Source organism: Klebsiella sp. ME-303 (assembly GCF_007910085.1).
Classification (GTDB): domain Bacteria; phylum Pseudomonadota; class Gammaproteobacteria; order Enterobacterales; family Enterobacteriaceae; genus Klebsiella; species Klebsiella michiganensis.
This window is the reverse complement of the sequence record NZ_VOJB01000062.1, coordinates 161,656-177,173: the sequence shown is the minus strand read 5'-3', so window position 1 is coordinate 177,173 and position 15,518 is coordinate 161,656. Positions and strand designations below refer to the sequence as shown.

The following is a 15,518-nucleotide window of genomic DNA, read 5'->3' as shown; positions in this document are numbered from 1 at the left end:
TTGTCCTGATGAGATAACAGAGCAAGGATTAGCATTGTGATGTCCAAAGGCATAAATGTCGCGTTCCATAAAAGTTCTTCTGTAAATAAACAGAAAGCTGGGTAGGGGGGGCGAGATGCAATTATCTGGCAGGTTGCTGGCATGCAGAGAAGCGGCTTCGCGGTTTTTGACTCCGCGTTGGATGATATGGGGATTATCGCTCTTGATATTAAATCAGCTCGCTCTGCTGAGCTGGCGGAGCTGGCTGGCTGACGATATATACCATGTGGACCTGGCGAAAGCGAAAGCCAATTCCGCTCCAGCAAAACCAGACCGCGGAATTGCGGCGGAAAACGATCGTTTTACCCTCTTTGGGACTTCGTCGTCCGCTTCCTCCGCCTCAGGCCCATCGGTATCCGACAATATCATTCGTCATGCGCCGCCGTCGTCGCTCAAACTCCGTTTGGCCGGGGTTGTGGTGAGCTCCGACCCCCAAAATTCGATGGCGATTATTGCCAAAGATAGCAAGCAATTGACGCTTTTTGTCGGTGACAGCCTGCCGGGTTATTCTGCCAAAATTATGTCTATTTTTTCTGATCGCATTGTGATTTCTTACCAGGGGCGCTATGAATCGTTATTGTTTAATGAACAATCGGATGCCGGAAGAAGCATCAATAAATCATCAGTAGCGCAAATCAAGACCCGGTTGCAAAAACACCCGCAAAATATTCTTGATTATATCAAGGTGACACCCGTCATGGTGGAGAACAAACTTGCAGGCTATCGCCTTAATGCAGGTAAGAATAGGGATTTATTTTATCAATCAGGTTTGCAGGACAACGATCTTGCTATTGTGCTTAATGGTATGGATTTACGCGACACTCAACAGGCTCAGCAGGCACTGAAACAGCTTGCTGAACTCAGTGAGTTGAATCTTACCGTTGAGCGGGACGGTAAGCGACAGAATATTTATTTTGTGCCTGGAGATGATTAATTGTTGAATATAAAAATAATCAAAAGACTCTGTATCGTTGTCTTGGTGTTTTTTTCGCTGGTCATTCGGCAGGGCGCGGGCGCTGAGTTTTCTGCCAGCTTTAAGGGGGTGGATATTCAGGAGTTTATTAATACCGTCAGCAAGAACCTGAATAAAACGATTATTATCGATCCGGCTGTACACGGCACGATTACGGTGCGCAGTTACGATAGGCTCAACGATGAACAATATTACCAGTTTTTCCTGAGCGTGCTGGATGTATACGGCTTTGCCGTGGTGGACATGAAGAACGGCGTGCTGAAGGTGGTCCGCGCCAAAGATGCAAAAACCGCGGCGGTACCTCTCGCCAGCGATGCTCAACCGGGAAAGGGAGATGAAGTCGTGGCGCGCGTTGTGCCCGTCAATAATGTGCCTGCCCGTGATTTGGTCCCGTTACTTCGTCAATTGAATGATAACGCCGGGGTGGGCAGCGTTGTGCATTATGAGCCTTCCAACGTCCTGTTGATGACGGGACGGGCGGGAGTGATTAAGCATTTGATGGAAATAGTTGAGCGCGTTGATAAAGCGGGCGATCGCAGCGTCGTCACGTTACCGCTGGCCTACGCGTCCGCTGCCGACGTTGTCAAAATGGTGACCGAATTAACCCGGGATGCCGGTAAATCAGCGTCATCGGGCTTAATGATAGCGAATGTTGTTGCGGATGAACGTACGAATTCGGTATTGATTAGCGGCGAACCGAATTCTCGTCAATTAATTATCGCGATAGTTAAGCAGCTGGATCGCGAACAATTTGTTCAGGGCAACACCAGGGTTATTTATCTGAAGTATGCCAAAGCGACCGATTTGGTCGAGGTCTTAACGGGGATCGGCGACACTATTCAGGGCGAGCAAAAGAGTGCTAAACCGGCCATCGCATTACGCAAAGACATTACTATCAAAGCGCATGAGCAAACCAACTCGCTGATCCTGACGGCGGCCCCGGACGTTATGCGGGATTTGGAGGGGGTGATAGCTCAGTTGGATATTCGTCGCGCCCAGGTCCTGGTCGAAGCGATTATTGCCGAAGTACAGGATGCTGATGGTCTCAATCTGGGCATTCAGTGGGCCAATAAAAATAGCGGCATGTCGCAATTTACCAATACGGGCCTACCTATTACGACCGCAATTGCCGGAGCCAATCAATATAAAAAAGAGGGCGCGGTGGATAGCTCGATTGCCAGTACGCTCAACGGTCTTAATGGTATTGCGGCGGGGTTTTATCAAGGGAATTGGGCGATGTTATTGAGCGCGCTTTCCAGTAATAGCAAGAATGATATTTTGGCGACGCCGAGCATCGTGACGCTGGATAATATGGAGGCCATGTTCAATGTTGGCCAGGAGGTACCGGTGCTCTCCGGCTCGCAAACAACCTCTGGCGATAACGTCTTCAATACCGTGGAGCGCAAAACGGTCGGAATTAAGTTGAAGGTAAAGCCACAGATTAACGAAGGGGATTCTGTTTTACTGGAAATCGAACAGGAGGTTTCCAGCGTGGCTGACGCCGCCTCCAGCAGTAGCGCTGACCTGGGGGCGACCTTCAATACTCGCACGGTTAATAATGCGGTGCTGGTGGGAAGTGGCGAAACGGTCGTCGTCGGAGGGCTGCTGGATAAAAGCGTGACGGATAGCGTGGATAAAGTCCCGGTGCTGGGAGATATTCCGGTTCTGGGTTACCTGTTTCGCTCTAACAGTAAAAAAGTCTCCAGACGTAATCTGATGCTCTTTATTCGCCCATCAATTATCCGCGATCGCGATCAGTATCGTCATGCATCCGCTGATAAATATCATGCTTTTAATCAGGAACAAGTTCAGCAGCGTGGTCATCAGGATAACCCAGCGACGTTAAACAATGACGTATTAAAGCTGCCTCCGGATCAAAATGGCGCCACCTTCCTGAAGGTTCGCGCGGCGATTAGCGCATTTTATTCGCAGGAGGGGTAATGAATATGTCTGTTGCCGACGTGAATAAACCGCATCCGCAGCTTCCCTTTGCCTATGCGCATGCTCAACGCATTTTACTGCAGTGGGAGAATACTGAATGCCGGGTGCTGCGCGTCGTGGAAACGACAGCCGCAGCGTTGCTTGAAACCCGTAGGGTTGCCGGGTGTGCCCTGAATATTCGTACGCTATCGAATGCGGAATTTGAGAAACAACTGATTAGTAGTTACCAGCGAGACTCAACCGAAACGCGGCGACTGATGGTTGATATCGGCAACGAAGTGGATTTTTATACCCTGGCGGAAGAGTTACCTGACAGCGATGATTTGCTGGATGCCGATGATGATGCTCCGATAATCCGTCTGATTAATGCCATGCTGACCGAGGCGATTAAGGATAAAGCGTCAGATATTCACATCGAAACCTATGAACGTCATTTGCAAATTCGCTTTCGGGTAGATGGCGTACTGCGTGAAATATTACGCCCTCAGCGCCGTCTGGCTTCTTTATTGATCTCTCGTATTAAGGTTATGGCGCGGTTGGATATCGCGGAAAAGCGTATTCCTCAGGATGGGCGCATGGCGTTACGCATTGGCGGCCGGGCGATTGATGTGCGAGTGTCGACTTTACCTTCTCATTACGGTGAACGAATTGTTCTGCGTTTGCTGGATAAAAGCAGCGTGAATTTGGATCTGTCGACGTTAGGCATGTCGTTATCACACCAGCAGCAGATCGATGAACTGATTCAGCGGCCGCACGGTATTCTCCTCGTCACCGGTCCGACAGGTTCAGGGAAGAGCACGACGCTTTATGCGGCGTTGAGTCGTCTCAATGCGAGTGAACGCAATATTATGACGATTGAAGATCCTATTGAGTATGAGCTCGAGGGGATTGGCCAGACGCAGGTAAACGCCAAAGTGGAGATGACTTTTGCGCGCGGTTTACGCGCCATTCTGCGTCAGGACCCTGATGTCGTACTGGTTGGGGAGATCCGCGATAGTGAAACCGCGCAGATTGCGGTTCAGGCATCCTTGACCGGGCATTTGGTTCTTTCAACGCTCCATACCAACAGTGCGTTGGGGGCATTATCACGTCTGCAAGATATGGGGATTGAACCTTTTTTACTGTCTACGTCGTTATTGGCCGTATTGGCGCAGAGGCTGGTGCGGACTCTTTGCCCCGATTGCCGCCAGCCCTACTTAGTCGCTCCCGCGTTGGCCCATCAGATGGGGATTGCGCCCGGAGCTCGCTTATGGCAGCCGAAGGGATGTCCGCAATGCGGCTTTACTGGCTATCGTGGGCGTACCGGGATACATGAATTACTGCTGATTGACGATAGGATCCGTACCGCAATCCATAAGGGCCACGGCGAGTTCGCGATTGCCCGCTTACTGCAGCATGAATACAAAACGTTACGCTATGCCGGGCTGGAAAAAGCCCTGTCCGGCGAGACAAGCTGGGAAGAGGTCATCCGGGTGACTGAAAACCAGTCGCAGGAAAAGGAGTGACCGCGTGTTATTCCATTATCAGGTGTTAGACGAGCGGGGTAAAAAGCGGCGGGGGAGCCTGGAGGCAGATTCCGCTCGTCATGCGCGTCAACGCTTACGAGAACAAGGGCTGGTTCCGCTGGCGCTGGTCGAAGGGCTGAATGAGGCCCGGCGGAATAAACGCGGGTGGCGTATTTCCTGGTCGCGTGGAATAAGCAGCGCCGATCTGGCGCTGCTGACTCGCCAGCTGGCGACGCTGGTCGCCGCCGCTTTACCTCTGGAAGATGCGCTGGATGCGGTGGCAAAACAAAGTGAAAAACCGCGCCAGCGTAGCCTGATGGCCGCCGTGCGTAGCAAAGTTCTTGAAGGTCATTCGCTGGCGGAAGCGATGGCAGGATATCCTGCCAGTTTTGAGCGGTTGTACTGCGCGATGGTGGCGGCGGGTGAAGCTTCTGGTCACCTGGACCAGGTTCTGAATCGACTCGCTGATTACACCGAACAGCGCCAGCAAATGCGAGCGCGCATCATGCAGGCCATGATTTATCCCTGCGTACTTACCGTTGTCGCTATTAGCGTCGTTGCCACGCTTCTTTCTGCCGTCGTTCCCAGGGTCGTTGAGCAGTTTATTCATATGAAGCAGGCGCTACCGCTATCAACGCGAGTGCTCATGGCGATGAGCGACGGGGTTCGCACTTTTGGTCCCGGGATACTGTTGCTGCTGTTCGCCGGGCTGGTGCTGATACGTCGATTGCTACGTCATGAAGGTCGACGTATTGCCGTTCATCATCGGCTGCTGCGCCTGCCCGTTATTGGGCGCGTTGCGCGCGGCCTGAATACCGCTCGTTATGCCAGAACGCTGAGTATTCTGAACGCCAGTTCCGTGCCGTTGCTGCAAGCGATGCGTATTAGCGGCGAGGTGCTCACCAACGAATATGCGCGTCAACAGCTGTCGTTAGCGACGGAATCGGTGCGCGAGGGGGTTAGCCTGCATCGCGCGCTGGAAATGACCGAACTCTTTCCCCCCATGATGCGCCATATGATCGCCAGCGGTGAACGTAGTGGGGAACTGGACAGCATGCTGGAACATGCTGCGGATAACCAGGACCGGGAATTTACGTCTCACATGCAATTAGCGCTGGGGCTGTTTGAGCCTCTCTTGATCGTCGGTATGGCGGCAATAGTGTTATTTATCGTCATCGCCATTCTGCAACCGATCCTGCAATTAAATAATTTAATCAGTATGTGAATCTGATGGGCAAATATAAGGAGATAAAAATGCGGCGGCAGAGTCAGCGTGGTTTTACGCTGCTGGAAATCATGGTGGTCATTGTCATTATGGGCATTCTGGCAAGTTTAGTTGTACCTAATCTGATGGGAAATAAAGATAAAGCCGATCGTCAAAAAGTCGTCAGCGATATTGTGGCGTTAGAGAGCGCGCTGGATATGTATAAATTGGATAACAGCCGATATCCCACCACGGAGCAGGGGCTGCAGGCGCTAATCACTAAACCGTCGGTACCACCCGAAGCGCGTTATTATCCCCAGGATGGCTATATTCGCCGTTTGCCCCAGGACCCGTGGGGTGGGGATTATCAGCTAGTCAGTCCGGGTCAGCACGGACAGATAGACATATTCTCCTCCGGGCAAGATGGCGTGCCGGGTACTGACGATGATATCGGTAACTGGACGCTGAGTAAGAAATAGTGCGTCAGCGTGGTTTTACCGTGCTGGAAATGATGCTTGTTGTGCTGCTGATGGGGAGTGCGGCCAGTCTGGTCATCATGTCATTTCCGGCCATGCAGCAGGATACCGCGGAGCGGCAGTTGCAACGCTTTCAGGCGCAGCTGGAGTTTGCCATGGATAGCGGTATGCAAAACGATCGGCTACTGGGGATCCAGATTCGACCCAATGGCTGGCAGTTTCAGGTACTGCAAAGCCAGGCGGCGGAAACGCGCTCTTCGGTGGCGCATTCGGATCGTTGGCAGGGCTATGTCTGGCAAATATGGCAACCGCGTCAGGCTGCGTTAGGCGGCCAGGTTCCGGATAACCAGCCGCTCACGCTACGTCTCCCTCCTCCGCAGGAGTGGCCGCCAACCGCGGAACCGGCGGCGGACCCCGATATTTTGCTATTGCCTGGCGGGGAGATTACGCCCTTTACATTAATTTTCGGCGAGAAAGACGATCGCTCCGAAGTCTGGCTGCGGGTAGATGAAAGCGGCGCGATCGCGACATCGGCAAAAGGAGGCGCGCCATGAATAAACAAAAAGGGATGACGCTGCTGGAGGTTCTGGTGGCGCTGGCCATTTTTTCCCTGGCCGGGCTGACACTGCTGCAAACCACCGCCCAGCAGGCCAGAAACGCTGGCATGATGAAAGAGAAAATGCTGGCAAGTTGGCTGGCCGATAACCAACAGGTCAGATTACATCTCAACAAACTATGGCCCGAAAAAAGCGCGACGGGCGCTTTGGTGACCTATGCCGGAGAAGAGTGGTATCTCAGCTGGCAGGGGGTTGATACAGAGTTCAGCCAGCTACGGGCGCTGGATATTGAAGTGCGGCGCCATAAACAAGATACCGCGGCGATATTTTCTTTACGCAGCTACGTGGTGCACGAATGAGCCGTTGCCGCGAACGAGGTTTTACGCTGCTGGAAATGCTACTCGCATTAGCCATTTTTGCGGCGTTGAGTCTCAGCGCTTTCCAGATATTACAGGGGGTGATGCGCAATGATGAGATGGCACAGCGTCAGGTGCAGCGGTTAACCGAGCTTCAGCGCGCCTTCGTTTACCTGGAGGGCGACTTTGGTCAGATCATTCCGCGCCCTCCGCGAGGGGATGAACGTCTGTTCTACGCTGCTCGTTATCAGCGCCAAAGTGCGGACTGGAGCATCTCCTTCATGCGTAACGGTTGGCAAAACCCGATGGGAATATTACCCCGCTCCGAGCTGCAGCGGGTGGGGTATCGTCTGCGCCATCAGCAGCTGGAGCGGCTGAGCTATGTTCATACGGATCCGCAGGCTGGGGAAGAGCCAATCGTGAAGGTTTTGCTGAAAGACGTGAGCGCTTTTCGTTTGCGCTTTTTTGCCAACGGTATGTGGCGCGATAGCTGGAACGACACAACGCGTTTACCCGAGGGAATTGAAGTGTCGTTAGTCGTGGCCGACGTGGGTGAAGTGAGCCGCTTATTTTTCGTCACGACCGGGGAGCAAGCATGAAGCGGCGGCAAAGAGGCGTGGCGTTGCTGGTGGTATTGCTGATTCTGGCGCTCATGGTGACCATGTCGACAACGATAGCCGAGCGTAATGGCCGAGCCTGGCAGCGGACGATGGCTCAAGTGGAGCGTCTGCGGGCGAAATGGTATGCCCGGTCGGCGGAATCATTGGCCGCAAAAATATTACAGAGAGACGCATCTGGTTCACCGAATAAAATGGATTTAGCCCAAAAGTGGGCGCAGGGGCCTCGCCGTTTTACCATTGATGATGGCGAAGTCTCCGGGCTGATCGTTGATGGACAGGCCTGTTTTAATCTCAATGCGATTAACCAGGGGGGCGCCGGCGAGGGAAGGCAGTCGACGTTACCTTACTCCAGACAGGTTTTTAGACAGTTACTTATCAACCTGGGGGAGGGGGCATTGCGTGCGACGCAGATAACCGCAGCCCTGAGCGACTGGATAGACAGCGATAATGCGCCGGGAATCGAGGGGAGTGAAGATGCGCGCGACGGGCCGCAATCGGCGCCTTATCTACCCGCGCATCAACCGATGCAGGATATCAGCGAGCTGCGGACCGTTTCCGGCGTTGATGCCGAACTTTATCGTCGCCTTTTGCCCTATGTTTGCGTACTGCCTGTCCAGACGCTGTCGATAAATATCAATACGTTGAGCGAGTCGCAAAGTCCCTTATTCGCGGCGCTATTTGTGGGGGAACTGGATCCCGCGGGGGCGATGAAGCTGCTACAGCAACGTCCGCACGGCGGCTGGAATAGCACAACAGCATTTTTGGCTCAGGAGGCGCTTAAGGACAGGGATACCTCTGCGATCAAGTACGTATTGACCGTAAAGAGCGATCTGTTTTTTGCCGATTTTAATGTGCAGGTGGGGGACATTCACTATAGCCAGCGCAGCCTGTTGAGCAAGTCGGGTCATCGCTTCCAGGTGATACGACGACAGCCTGGATTGAGCATGCTGAGGGAGCCTTAATGAAAAGCAAAAAATCGCGTCTACAGGCCCGGTTGATACTGCATTTGCCCGGTGATGAAAAACAGCCCGTGCGGTGGTCTTTCCGTTCGCCAGACGGGGATGAGCAAGGCGAACTGGCGGCGGGGGAAAACGATGAGAGATTAACGCATCTTTTCGCGACTTATCCGGCACATATCCTGGTCCCTGCGAGTGAGTTTGTTTTCCATCAAGTGACGCTTCCGCCTAACGCCGGGCGCCAGCGTCTGCAGCTGCTGTCGTTCATGCTCGAGGAGCAGCTGGCAACCGAGGTTGATGGGCTTCATTTTGCCATTTTACACCAGCGCGGCGAGGTATGTGACGTTGCGGTAGTCGACAAACACGATATGCGTCAGTGGATCAGCCGTTGCGATCGGCTAGGGGTACGGGTGCTGACAATGCTTCCGGATGTGCTTGCGCTGCCGCGGGTCGACCACGGCTGGAGCGCGGTGAACGTCGATGATCGGTGGTTATTTCGGCGAGAGGCTCACGCCGGGATGGCGGTGGAATCGTCCTGGCTACCCGAGTTTTTGGCCATCTGGAGTCCGAAGGTGATTGAGAGCTATTCCCAACCGCCTGCGTTAAGCCCCCCTTATTGTGAATGGCGAGCGCATACGCCGCAGAATTTTCTGCAACTGGCGGCCGGGGGGGAACCCTATGATGGCGCCGATCTTCGTCAGGGTGAATTTGCCCGCGTCGGGACTTTGCGAGCGGGACTACGGCCCTGGCGGCCGGTGATGATGTTATTCATCGGCTATTTACTCTTGTCGTGCGTGAATGCCGGTTTATCTCACTATCAGCTGGGACAACAGGCAGACCATTGGCGGCAGGAAAGCCGTCGGGTCTACCAGGCGCTGTTCCCGGCGGATAAAAATGTGCTTAACCCTCGTACGCAGCTGCAAAAGCATCTACAGCAGCTACGGCCGGCCGGGCAGGATGGACTGGCTGTACACATGCATCAGTTGCAACAACTGATGGCGAAGCATCCGCACATCGAGTTGCGGGCGTTGTCCTATGATGCCGGGCGTAAAACGCTGAAAATTGATCTCTATGCCGCATCTTTTCTGGTGTTAGAGCAGTTCCAGAGCGGCGCGGGGCAACATTATCGGGTGCAGCCGGGCGAGGTTAAACAGAATCCGCATGGGGTCGAGAGCCGGCTGACGCTGGAAATAAAAGATGAATACATTTAAGCGCTACTGGCAACAGCTTAGCCTACGGGAGCGTGCCCTGGTATTGGGGGGCGGAGGCCTGGCTGTCGCGTGTCTGTTTTATTACATCCTGTGGTTACCGTGGCGGCAGCAGGCGGCGCAATGGCAGCGCACGATTGCCGATGAAAAGAGCACGATAGAGCGGATGTTGCAGCTGGCGCCACGTATACGCCAACAGGATACACGGCCGCTATCCGCCCGTGACGAAAATCTCAGCGTGTCGGCGGTTGTTACGCAGAGCGCGGCAGCTCAGGGGGTGAGTATCACGCGTATTCAGCCGCAGGGACAACAGCTGGCAATAACGCTGGAGCCCGGCGACTTTAACGGATTCATGCATTGGCTGATTACTCTGGAGCAACAGCATCGCATCCATATTACGGCCCTGGAGGTGGCAGCGTACCGCGATAAACCGGGATGGGTAGCGGTAAATAAACTGACGCTGGAGCGTAAAGATGAGCCTTAAACTCAAGAAGCTGGTGCTTGTATTGGTCTGTTATCTGCTGCTGCTGGCGGGAAATGCCCCTGCCGGGGTAGTGCGCGTTTTTATGCCCGCCGATATTAAGGCCGGTCGCTTTTCCGGGTCTTTATGGCAAGGTCGCGTGTACCAGCTCACCTGGCGCAACGTTACGATTGAAGACGTCCATTGGCAGCTCACTTTCTCCTCCTGGCGGCCTGCAATAAAAGTCGCGTTGCGGGATCCCCGGGGCTTGCAGGGAACCGGAACTTTACGCGGTTGGCACGATCTTGAATGGTATGAGTGGCAACTTTCCGCGCCTGCCGATTTTGTCCGCCAGCAGCTGTCGCTGGCGTTAGCGATGACCCTCAAAGGGGGGCTGCAGCTGCAATTGCACCAGGGGGAGTTTACCTCCCATGGCTGCCAGCGTCTTGGCGGCGTCATCAAGTGGCGGCAGGCTCAGATGGCGACGCCTCTGGGCGATTTGGATCTCACCGATGTTGACGGAGAGTTGAGCTGCAACGGAAAAGGGGAACTGGCGTTGGTCCTGAAACAGGACTCTCCTCATCTGAACATCGAGGGAAGGGGAGTCGTGGGGGCTGGCGGCGGCTATCGATTTAACGGACTGGTGCGGAGCGGACCGATGCTGCCTGAGGTCATGAAACCATTGATAGCGCAGGTTGGCCGGGCTAACGAGCAGGGCCAGATAGCCTGGCAAACGCAGGGGCAATTATTTTGATCCGTGATGTCCCCCTCCGACAGGAAAAAGAGGGAGATGCTGGACCCGCAGAGGGCGCTTTATGACATTATTAGTGGCTTTTTCATCCACGTATCCCATCATTTGGTGGTTTGGTCTTGGGGCGACAGGCGCTATCGTCGGGAGTTTTCTGAATGTGGTGATCTGCCGCTTACCCGTAATGCTCGAGAAACACTGGCAGCGTGAGGCGTTGCTGCAGCTGTCACTGCCTTCACCTGAACCCACGGCGCGCTTTAATCTGGTATTGCCGCACTCTCGTTGCCCATATTGTCATACTCCTGTTGCCGCAAGGGATAATATACCTCTGCTGAGTTTCCTGTTGTTAAAGGGCAAGGCTCGCTGTTGCGGCGCGCCTATTTCCGCGCAGTATCCGCTGGTTGAGGCGGCCACCGCTGCGCTGTTTGTCTTAACCGCACGTGTATTTCCGCCGGGGCTGGCGCTGTGTGGCGCCTGGGTATTCGTCTCTTTTTTATTGATCCTGGCCGTTATTGATTATCACCGACAGCTGCTACCCGATGTCCTGACGCTGCCCTTATTGTGGATCGGCTTACTGTTTAATCTTCAGTCGTATTTTGTTTCGTTGCCGCAGGCGACGATTGGCGCAGTGGCAGGATATCTCTGCTTGTGGTGCCTGTTCTGGCTGTTCAAGCTACTGACAGGCAAGGATGCGCTGGGCTATGGCGATTTTAAGCTACTGGCCGCGTTGGGAGCCTGGCTAGGCTGGCAAGCATTACCCCATGTGGTTTTACTGGCGGCGTTAAGCGGATTGCTGTTTGCGTTCGTACAGCGAGGAGGGGCAAAAAAAGATCTCAATCAGCCGCTGGCATTCGGCCCGTGGCTGGCGTTAGCCGGTGTGGCAAATATGCTGCTATTTCAGGGTATTTGACCGAGAGACGGTTGATGTTCGCGCCCGGAAGGCGGGTCAACGGCGATATCCTTCCTGCGGAGCGCTAACGGCAGAAAAAGAGGGGGGAAAGAGAGGGGGAAGAAAGCCCCGGGCGAGGCGCAGCTGCGCCATGACCCGGGCGTTCCCGGCTGAAGGGAATTAAATCTCGGTAATGGTCGTCGCCTGCGGCAGGCGTGATTTCGGCAGCGTCGCGTTGAAGTCTTCGACGCTATGATGGCCGACCGGCACCACCACCAGGCTGGTGTAGCCCTGGGCTTTCAGGTCGAATTCGGCATCGAGAATCGCGAAATCGACGCCTTCAATCGGCACGGCGTCCAGGCCCATTGCCGCCACGCCCAGCAGGAAGTTGCCGACGTTGAGATAAACCTGCTTCGCCATCCACTGATCGTCGTCGTGCAGCTCTTTGCGGTGCATATCGGCAAAGAAGGTGCGGCCTTTATGGTTCGCGGCTTTGGCGTCGGCGTTTGCGAAGCGGCCATCGGCCTCTTCCTGGTTCACCACGCGCTCAAGCCAGGCGTCGTCCATTGCGGTTTTGGCGCAGAACACCACCACGTGGGAGGCATCGAGAATTTTACGTTCGTTAAACACGTAGGTGCCGCTCGCCGCTTTGGCAACGCGCGCTTTGCCTTCATCGCTGCTGGCAACGATAAAGTGCCACGGCTGGGAGTTGGTGCTTGACGGGCTGTACTGCAGCAGCGTTTTCAGGTTTTCCGCCTGCTCGGCAGTTAGCTTTTTGGTGGCGTCAAATGCCTTGGTGGAGTAGCGCTTTAAGGCAACCGATACGATATCCATACTCTTCCTCACTGTTTACAACCCCTTGCGGGTGCGTTTCGTGAAGGAAGAGTACAGCGATGGCGGGCAAATGATAAGGGGCAAAAATGCGATAACACTTATCGCGCAGCGCTGAAAATCACCCCGGACGTAGGCGCTGCTGCTCTTTTTTGCTGAGTTTATCGACGATCAGATTCCACGAATCATCGATCAGCTCCGCCAGCAGATCCACGCTGATGTCCTCGCCGGGAACTACGGTGATCCAGTGCTTTTTGTTCATGTGATAGCCGGGCTCGATGCTGCGGTAAATCGCCTGATGAAGCAGCGATTTTTGCGGATCGCACTTCAGGTTGACCAGCGCGCGGCCGCGTACCGTCGCGGTGAGCATAAAAATCTTCCCGCCGACTTTAAACACATCGTACTCCGGGCCAAACGGCCAGCAGTGCTCGGTAAAGGGGAGCTCCAGCGCGATACGATGCGCGTTGTCATGCAGCGAGCGGTGATCCATCAGCTATTGTCCTCGGCAAGGGCCTGCCACATGGCTTCAAAGCCCAGCTCGACAAAACGGACGGCGCGCTCCGGCTCGTGGCTGGCGTATTCAATGGTGGTTTCGGCCAGCGAAAGAAACAACGCATCGCCGAAGGTACGGTACTCGTCGGATTGAAAAACGGGTTTGATTGAGCGCTGGCACAGTTCATTGAGCTCGGGAAACATCTCCTGGACGCGGTTGCGGGTTTCGTCGGTGATCCGTTCACTCAGCGCCATCCGGCGAATCGCTTTATGCTCCATGGGGTTACGTACGCCCCAGCCGATATAGCTATTCCAGATATTGCGCGTGTTCTCTTTTGGCCGGGTTTCGTTCGGGTTGAGACCCGCTATCATTGTCTGAACCAGGTCTGCTTTTATGGTCAGATAAAGCTCGTTGAGCAAATCGTCCTTGGTGGCAAAGTAGCGAAACAGCGTACCCTCGGCAACCCCTGCGCTGCGGGCGATGGCGGAGGTTGAGGCGGCGATTCCCGATTGGGCAAAGGCGGCGGTTGCTGCCTCCAGTAACGCTTGCTTTTTATCTTCACTCTTAGGACGAGCCACTACACTTTACCTCACTCATAATAAAACCACGATCTAAGCACGCCCGGCATGGGCGCTGCAACGCTGTCTGTCAAAATTTGAAAATCGTCTTGACGACTTTCAGCTTCTTCCTAATAATGAGTGCTTACTCACTCATAATCAAGCCTTATAACAAAAACCTCCAGGAAGGGGGATTTCGCCAGGTCAGGATATGAACCGTGTCACTTTCAGCGTGGTCGCCATCATGTTATTAGCGTCAGCAACAACTTTGCCGTTTGTGTTAAATGCCGGATTTGGTCAGGCGCCGCAGGGCGCGCAGCTCAGCCTGGTGGAGCAGTCGCCGCACTATCACGACGGTCAGTTTCACAATCAGCTTCCGACGCCGGGGTTTACCGGGCAAAAAAATATGCTGGCCGCATGGTGGGAGTTTCTGGTCGCCAAACGTGAAAATGCCAGACCGGCGCAGCCGCTGCCGCTGGTGAACACCGATCTGGCCAGCCTGCCGTCAGGGCAGGACGTGATGGTCTGGCTCGGTCACTCCTCCTGGTACCTGCAGCTGGCGGGCAAACGCATCCTGATCGATCCCGTATTTAGCAACTATGCCGCACCGTTTTCGTTTATTAATAAGGCCTTTGCCGGGGATTACCCGTGGCACGCTGAGGGCATGCCGGATATCGACCTGCTGATTATCTCGCACGATCATTACGACCACCTCGATTACGCCACCATCAAAGCTCTGATGCCGAAGGTCAAGCGCGTGGTGACGCCGCTGGGCGTGGGGTCGCACCTGCGCTACTGGGGAATGGAGAGCGCGATCATCAGCGAGGCGGACTGGAATCAGTCGCTGCAGGTGAGCGATGAGCTGACGGTACACGTCCTGCCCGCGCGCCACTTTTCCGGCCGCGGCCTCAAGCGCAACCAGACCCTGTGGGCCAGCTTTATGTTCGTTACCCCGCAGCAGAAAATTTACTACAGCGGCGACAGCGGCTACGGCCCGCACTTTAAAGCCATCGGCGAACAGTTTGGCGAAGTGGATTTGGCGATCATGGAAAACGGTCAGTATGACCAGGACTGGAAGTACATCCACATGATGCCGGAAGAGACGGCGCAAGCCGCTGACGATGTTCATGCACGCGCGGTACTGCCGGGTCACGCCGGGCGCTTCGTGCTGGCAAAACACACATGGGACGATCCGTACAAAAGGCTGGCGGAGGCCAGCACAGGGCGACCGTGGCGACTGCTGACGCCAATGTTGGGTGAGCCGGTTTGGGTCGCTGATAAAACGCAATCATTTAACGCCTGGTGGCGCTAACGATGAGAGTGGTTCAGGAGGAGAGAGGACATATGACTATTTCCGCTCAGGTCATTGATACTATCGTCGAGTGGATTGATGATAATTTGCATCAGCCGCTACGTATTGACGATATTGCGCGCCACGCCGGTTATTCGAAGTGGCATTTGCAACGACTGTTTTTACAGTATAAAGGGGAGAGTCTTGGGCGCTATATCCGCGAGCGTAAGCTGCTGCTGGCGGCCCGCGATCTGCGCGATACCGATCAGCGGGTCTACGATATTTGCCTGAAATACGGTTTTGACTCGCAGCAAACCTTTACCCGCATCTTCACCCGCACGTTTAATCAGCCGCCGGGTGCCTACCGTAAAGAAAATCACAGCCGCGCGCACTGAAAAGCGCCCGCCGGGGGAA

At 54.6% G+C, this 15,518-nt stretch carries 18 protein-coding genes; 15 read left to right on the top strand and 3 right to left on the bottom strand.

Annotated features, from left to right (window positions below; all coding sequences use genetic code 11):
- Nucleotides 1–115: 115 nt before the first annotated feature.
- The 13 genes from gspC to FQK12_RS08115 all read left to right on the top strand — a co-directional run bounded on the left by gspC (nucleotide 116) and on the right by FQK12_RS08115 (nucleotide 11,953).
- The gene (gene gspC, locus FQK12_RS08175) at nucleotides 116–973 is read left to right on the top strand and encodes a type II secretion system protein GspC (RefSeq protein ID WP_071881718.1); all 858 of its coding nucleotides are present in this window, start codon (nucleotides 116–118) and stop codon (nucleotides 971–973) included.
- A gap of 15 nt (nucleotides 974–988) precedes the next feature.
- A complete protein-coding gene (gspD, locus tag FQK12_RS08170) occupies nucleotides 989–2,953 on the top strand; it encodes a type II secretion system secretin GspD (RefSeq protein WP_369816083.1) in 1,965 nt (654 codons plus the stop codon).
- Nucleotides 2,953–4,458, top strand: a complete 1,506-nt coding sequence (gene gspE / locus FQK12_RS08165) for a type II secretion system ATPase GspE (RefSeq protein ID WP_014228296.1) — start codon at nucleotides 2,953–2,955, stop codon at nucleotides 4,456–4,458. The genes gspD and gspE overlap by 1 nt, the downstream gene beginning before the upstream one ends.
- Nucleotides 4,459–4,462: 4 nt before the next feature.
- Nucleotides 4,463–5,683 (top strand): type II secretion system inner membrane protein GspF, encoded by a 1,221-nt coding sequence (gene gspF / locus FQK12_RS08160; protein WP_014228297.1) that lies wholly within the window; start codon nucleotides 4,463–4,465, stop codon nucleotides 5,681–5,683.
- A gap of 29 nt (nucleotides 5,684–5,712) precedes the next feature.
- Nucleotides 5,713–6,141, top strand: a complete 429-nt coding sequence (gspG, locus tag FQK12_RS08155) for a type II secretion system major pseudopilin GspG (protein WP_014228298.1) — start codon at nucleotides 5,713–5,715, stop codon at nucleotides 6,139–6,141.
- The gene (gene gspH, locus FQK12_RS08150) at nucleotides 6,141–6,692 is read left to right on the top strand and encodes a type II secretion system minor pseudopilin GspH (protein ID WP_014228299.1); all 552 of its coding nucleotides are present in this window, start codon (nucleotides 6,141–6,143) and stop codon (nucleotides 6,690–6,692) included. Before gspG ends, gspH begins: the two co-directional genes overlap by 1 nt.
- Complete coding sequence (gene gspI, locus FQK12_RS08145) at nucleotides 6,689–7,054, top strand: type II secretion system minor pseudopilin GspI (RefSeq protein WP_014228300.1); 366 nt, start codon at nucleotides 6,689–6,691, stop codon at nucleotides 7,052–7,054. Before gspH ends, gspI begins: the two co-directional genes overlap by 4 nt.
- Nucleotides 7,051–7,650, top strand: coding sequence for a type II secretion system minor pseudopilin GspJ (gspJ, locus tag FQK12_RS08140; protein WP_014228301.1), 600 nt, complete (start codon nucleotides 7,051–7,053; stop codon nucleotides 7,648–7,650). Before gspI ends, gspJ begins: the two co-directional genes overlap by 4 nt.
- Entirely contained in the window at nucleotides 7,647–8,633 is a 987-nt protein-coding gene (gene gspK / locus FQK12_RS08135; protein WP_014228302.1) for a type II secretion system minor pseudopilin GspK, read from the top strand. Before gspJ ends, gspK begins: the two co-directional genes overlap by 4 nt.
- The gene (gspL, locus tag FQK12_RS08130) at nucleotides 8,633–9,838 is read left to right on the top strand and encodes a type II secretion system protein GspL (RefSeq protein ID WP_014228303.1); all 1,206 of its coding nucleotides are present in this window, start codon (nucleotides 8,633–8,635) and stop codon (nucleotides 9,836–9,838) included. The genes gspK and gspL overlap by 1 nt, the downstream gene beginning before the upstream one ends.
- Nucleotides 9,825–10,319, top strand: coding sequence for a type II secretion system protein GspM (gspM, locus tag FQK12_RS08125; protein ID WP_014228304.1), 495 nt, complete (start codon nucleotides 9,825–9,827; stop codon nucleotides 10,317–10,319). Before gspL ends, gspM begins: the two co-directional genes overlap by 14 nt.
- A complete protein-coding gene (locus FQK12_RS08120) occupies nucleotides 10,309–11,049 on the top strand; it encodes a type II secretion system protein N (RefSeq protein WP_014228305.1) in 741 nt (246 codons plus the stop codon). The genes gspM and FQK12_RS08120 overlap by 11 nt, the downstream gene beginning before the upstream one ends.
- Before the next feature lie 61 nt (nucleotides 11,050–11,110).
- Entirely contained in the window at nucleotides 11,111–11,953 is an 843-nt protein-coding gene (locus tag FQK12_RS08115) for a prepilin peptidase (protein ID WP_014837743.1), read from the top strand.
- A gap of 159 nt (nucleotides 11,954–12,112) precedes the next feature.
- Here FQK12_RS08115 and nfsB read toward each other — a convergent pair whose 3' ends face one another.
- The 3 genes from nfsB to FQK12_RS08100 all read right to left on the bottom strand — a co-directional run bounded on the left by nfsB (nucleotide 12,113) and on the right by FQK12_RS08100 (nucleotide 13,834).
- A complete protein-coding gene (gene nfsB / locus FQK12_RS08110; RefSeq protein WP_014228307.1) occupies nucleotides 12,113–12,766 on the bottom strand; it encodes an oxygen-insensitive NAD(P)H nitroreductase in 654 nt (217 codons plus the stop codon).
- 118 nt (nucleotides 12,767–12,884) lie between these two features.
- Complete coding sequence (locus FQK12_RS08105) at nucleotides 12,885–13,253, bottom strand: MmcQ/YjbR family DNA-binding protein (protein ID WP_014228308.1); 369 nt, start codon at nucleotides 13,251–13,253, stop codon at nucleotides 12,885–12,887.
- On the bottom strand, nucleotides 13,253–13,834 hold the full coding sequence (locus FQK12_RS08100; protein WP_004848568.1) for a TetR/AcrR family transcriptional regulator: 582 nt from the start codon (nucleotides 13,832–13,834) through the stop codon (nucleotides 13,253–13,255). Before FQK12_RS08100 ends, FQK12_RS08105 begins: the two co-directional genes overlap by 1 nt.
- 190 nt (nucleotides 13,835–14,024) lie before the next feature.
- Between FQK12_RS08100 and FQK12_RS08095 the strand changes: the two genes are divergently transcribed.
- Nucleotides 14,025–15,125: an MBL fold metallo-hydrolase gene (locus FQK12_RS08095; RefSeq protein WP_014228309.1), complete on the top strand. Its 1,101-nt coding sequence runs from the start codon at nucleotides 14,025–14,027 to the stop codon at nucleotides 15,123–15,125.
- Nucleotides 15,126–15,157: 32 nt separating this feature from the next.
- Nucleotides 15,158–15,499: a RamA family antibiotic efflux transcriptional regulator gene (locus tag FQK12_RS08090; RefSeq protein WP_004848570.1), complete on the top strand. Its 342-nt coding sequence runs from the start codon at nucleotides 15,158–15,160 to the stop codon at nucleotides 15,497–15,499.
- Nucleotides 15,500–15,518 lie beyond the last annotated feature (19 nt).

Coding starts and splice junctions, on each gene's coding strand:
- gspM (WP_014228304.1), top strand. CDS start 9,825: ATGAATACATTTAAGCGCTACTGGCAACAGCTTAGCCTACGGGAGCGT.
- gspC (WP_071881718.1), top strand. CDS start 116: ATGCAATTATCTGGCAGGTTGCTGGCATGCAGAGAAGCGGCTTCGCGG.
- gspI (WP_014228300.1), top strand. CDS start 6,689: ATGAATAAACAAAAAGGGATGACGCTGCTGGAGGTTCTGGTGGCGCTG.
- FQK12_RS08095 (WP_014228309.1), top strand. CDS start 14,025: ATGAACCGTGTCACTTTCAGCGTGGTCGCCATCATGTTATTAGCGTCA.
- FQK12_RS08090 (WP_004848570.1), top strand. CDS start 15,158: ATGACTATTTCCGCTCAGGTCATTGATACTATCGTCGAGTGGATTGAT.
- gspG (WP_014228298.1), top strand. CDS start 5,713: ATGCGGCGGCAGAGTCAGCGTGGTTTTACGCTGCTGGAAATCATGGTG.
- FQK12_RS08120 (WP_014228305.1), top strand. CDS start 10,309: ATGAGCCTTAAACTCAAGAAGCTGGTGCTTGTATTGGTCTGTTATCTG.
- gspL (WP_014228303.1), top strand. CDS start 8,633: ATGAAAAGCAAAAAATCGCGTCTACAGGCCCGGTTGATACTGCATTTG.
- gspE (WP_014228296.1), top strand. CDS start 2,953: ATGAATATGTCTGTTGCCGACGTGAATAAACCGCATCCGCAGCTTCCC.
- gspK (WP_014228302.1), top strand. CDS start 7,647: ATGAAGCGGCGGCAAAGAGGCGTGGCGTTGCTGGTGGTATTGCTGATT.
- nfsB (WP_014228307.1), bottom strand. CDS start 12,766: ATGGATATCGTATCGGTTGCCTTAAAGCGCTACTCCACCAAGGCATTT.
- FQK12_RS08105 (WP_014228308.1), bottom strand. CDS start 13,253: ATGGATCACCGCTCGCTGCATGACAACGCGCATCGTATCGCGCTGGAG.
- gspJ (WP_014228301.1), top strand. CDS start 7,051: ATGAGCCGTTGCCGCGAACGAGGTTTTACGCTGCTGGAAATGCTACTC.
- FQK12_RS08115 (WP_014837743.1), top strand. CDS start 11,111: ATGACATTATTAGTGGCTTTTTCATCCACGTATCCCATCATTTGGTGG.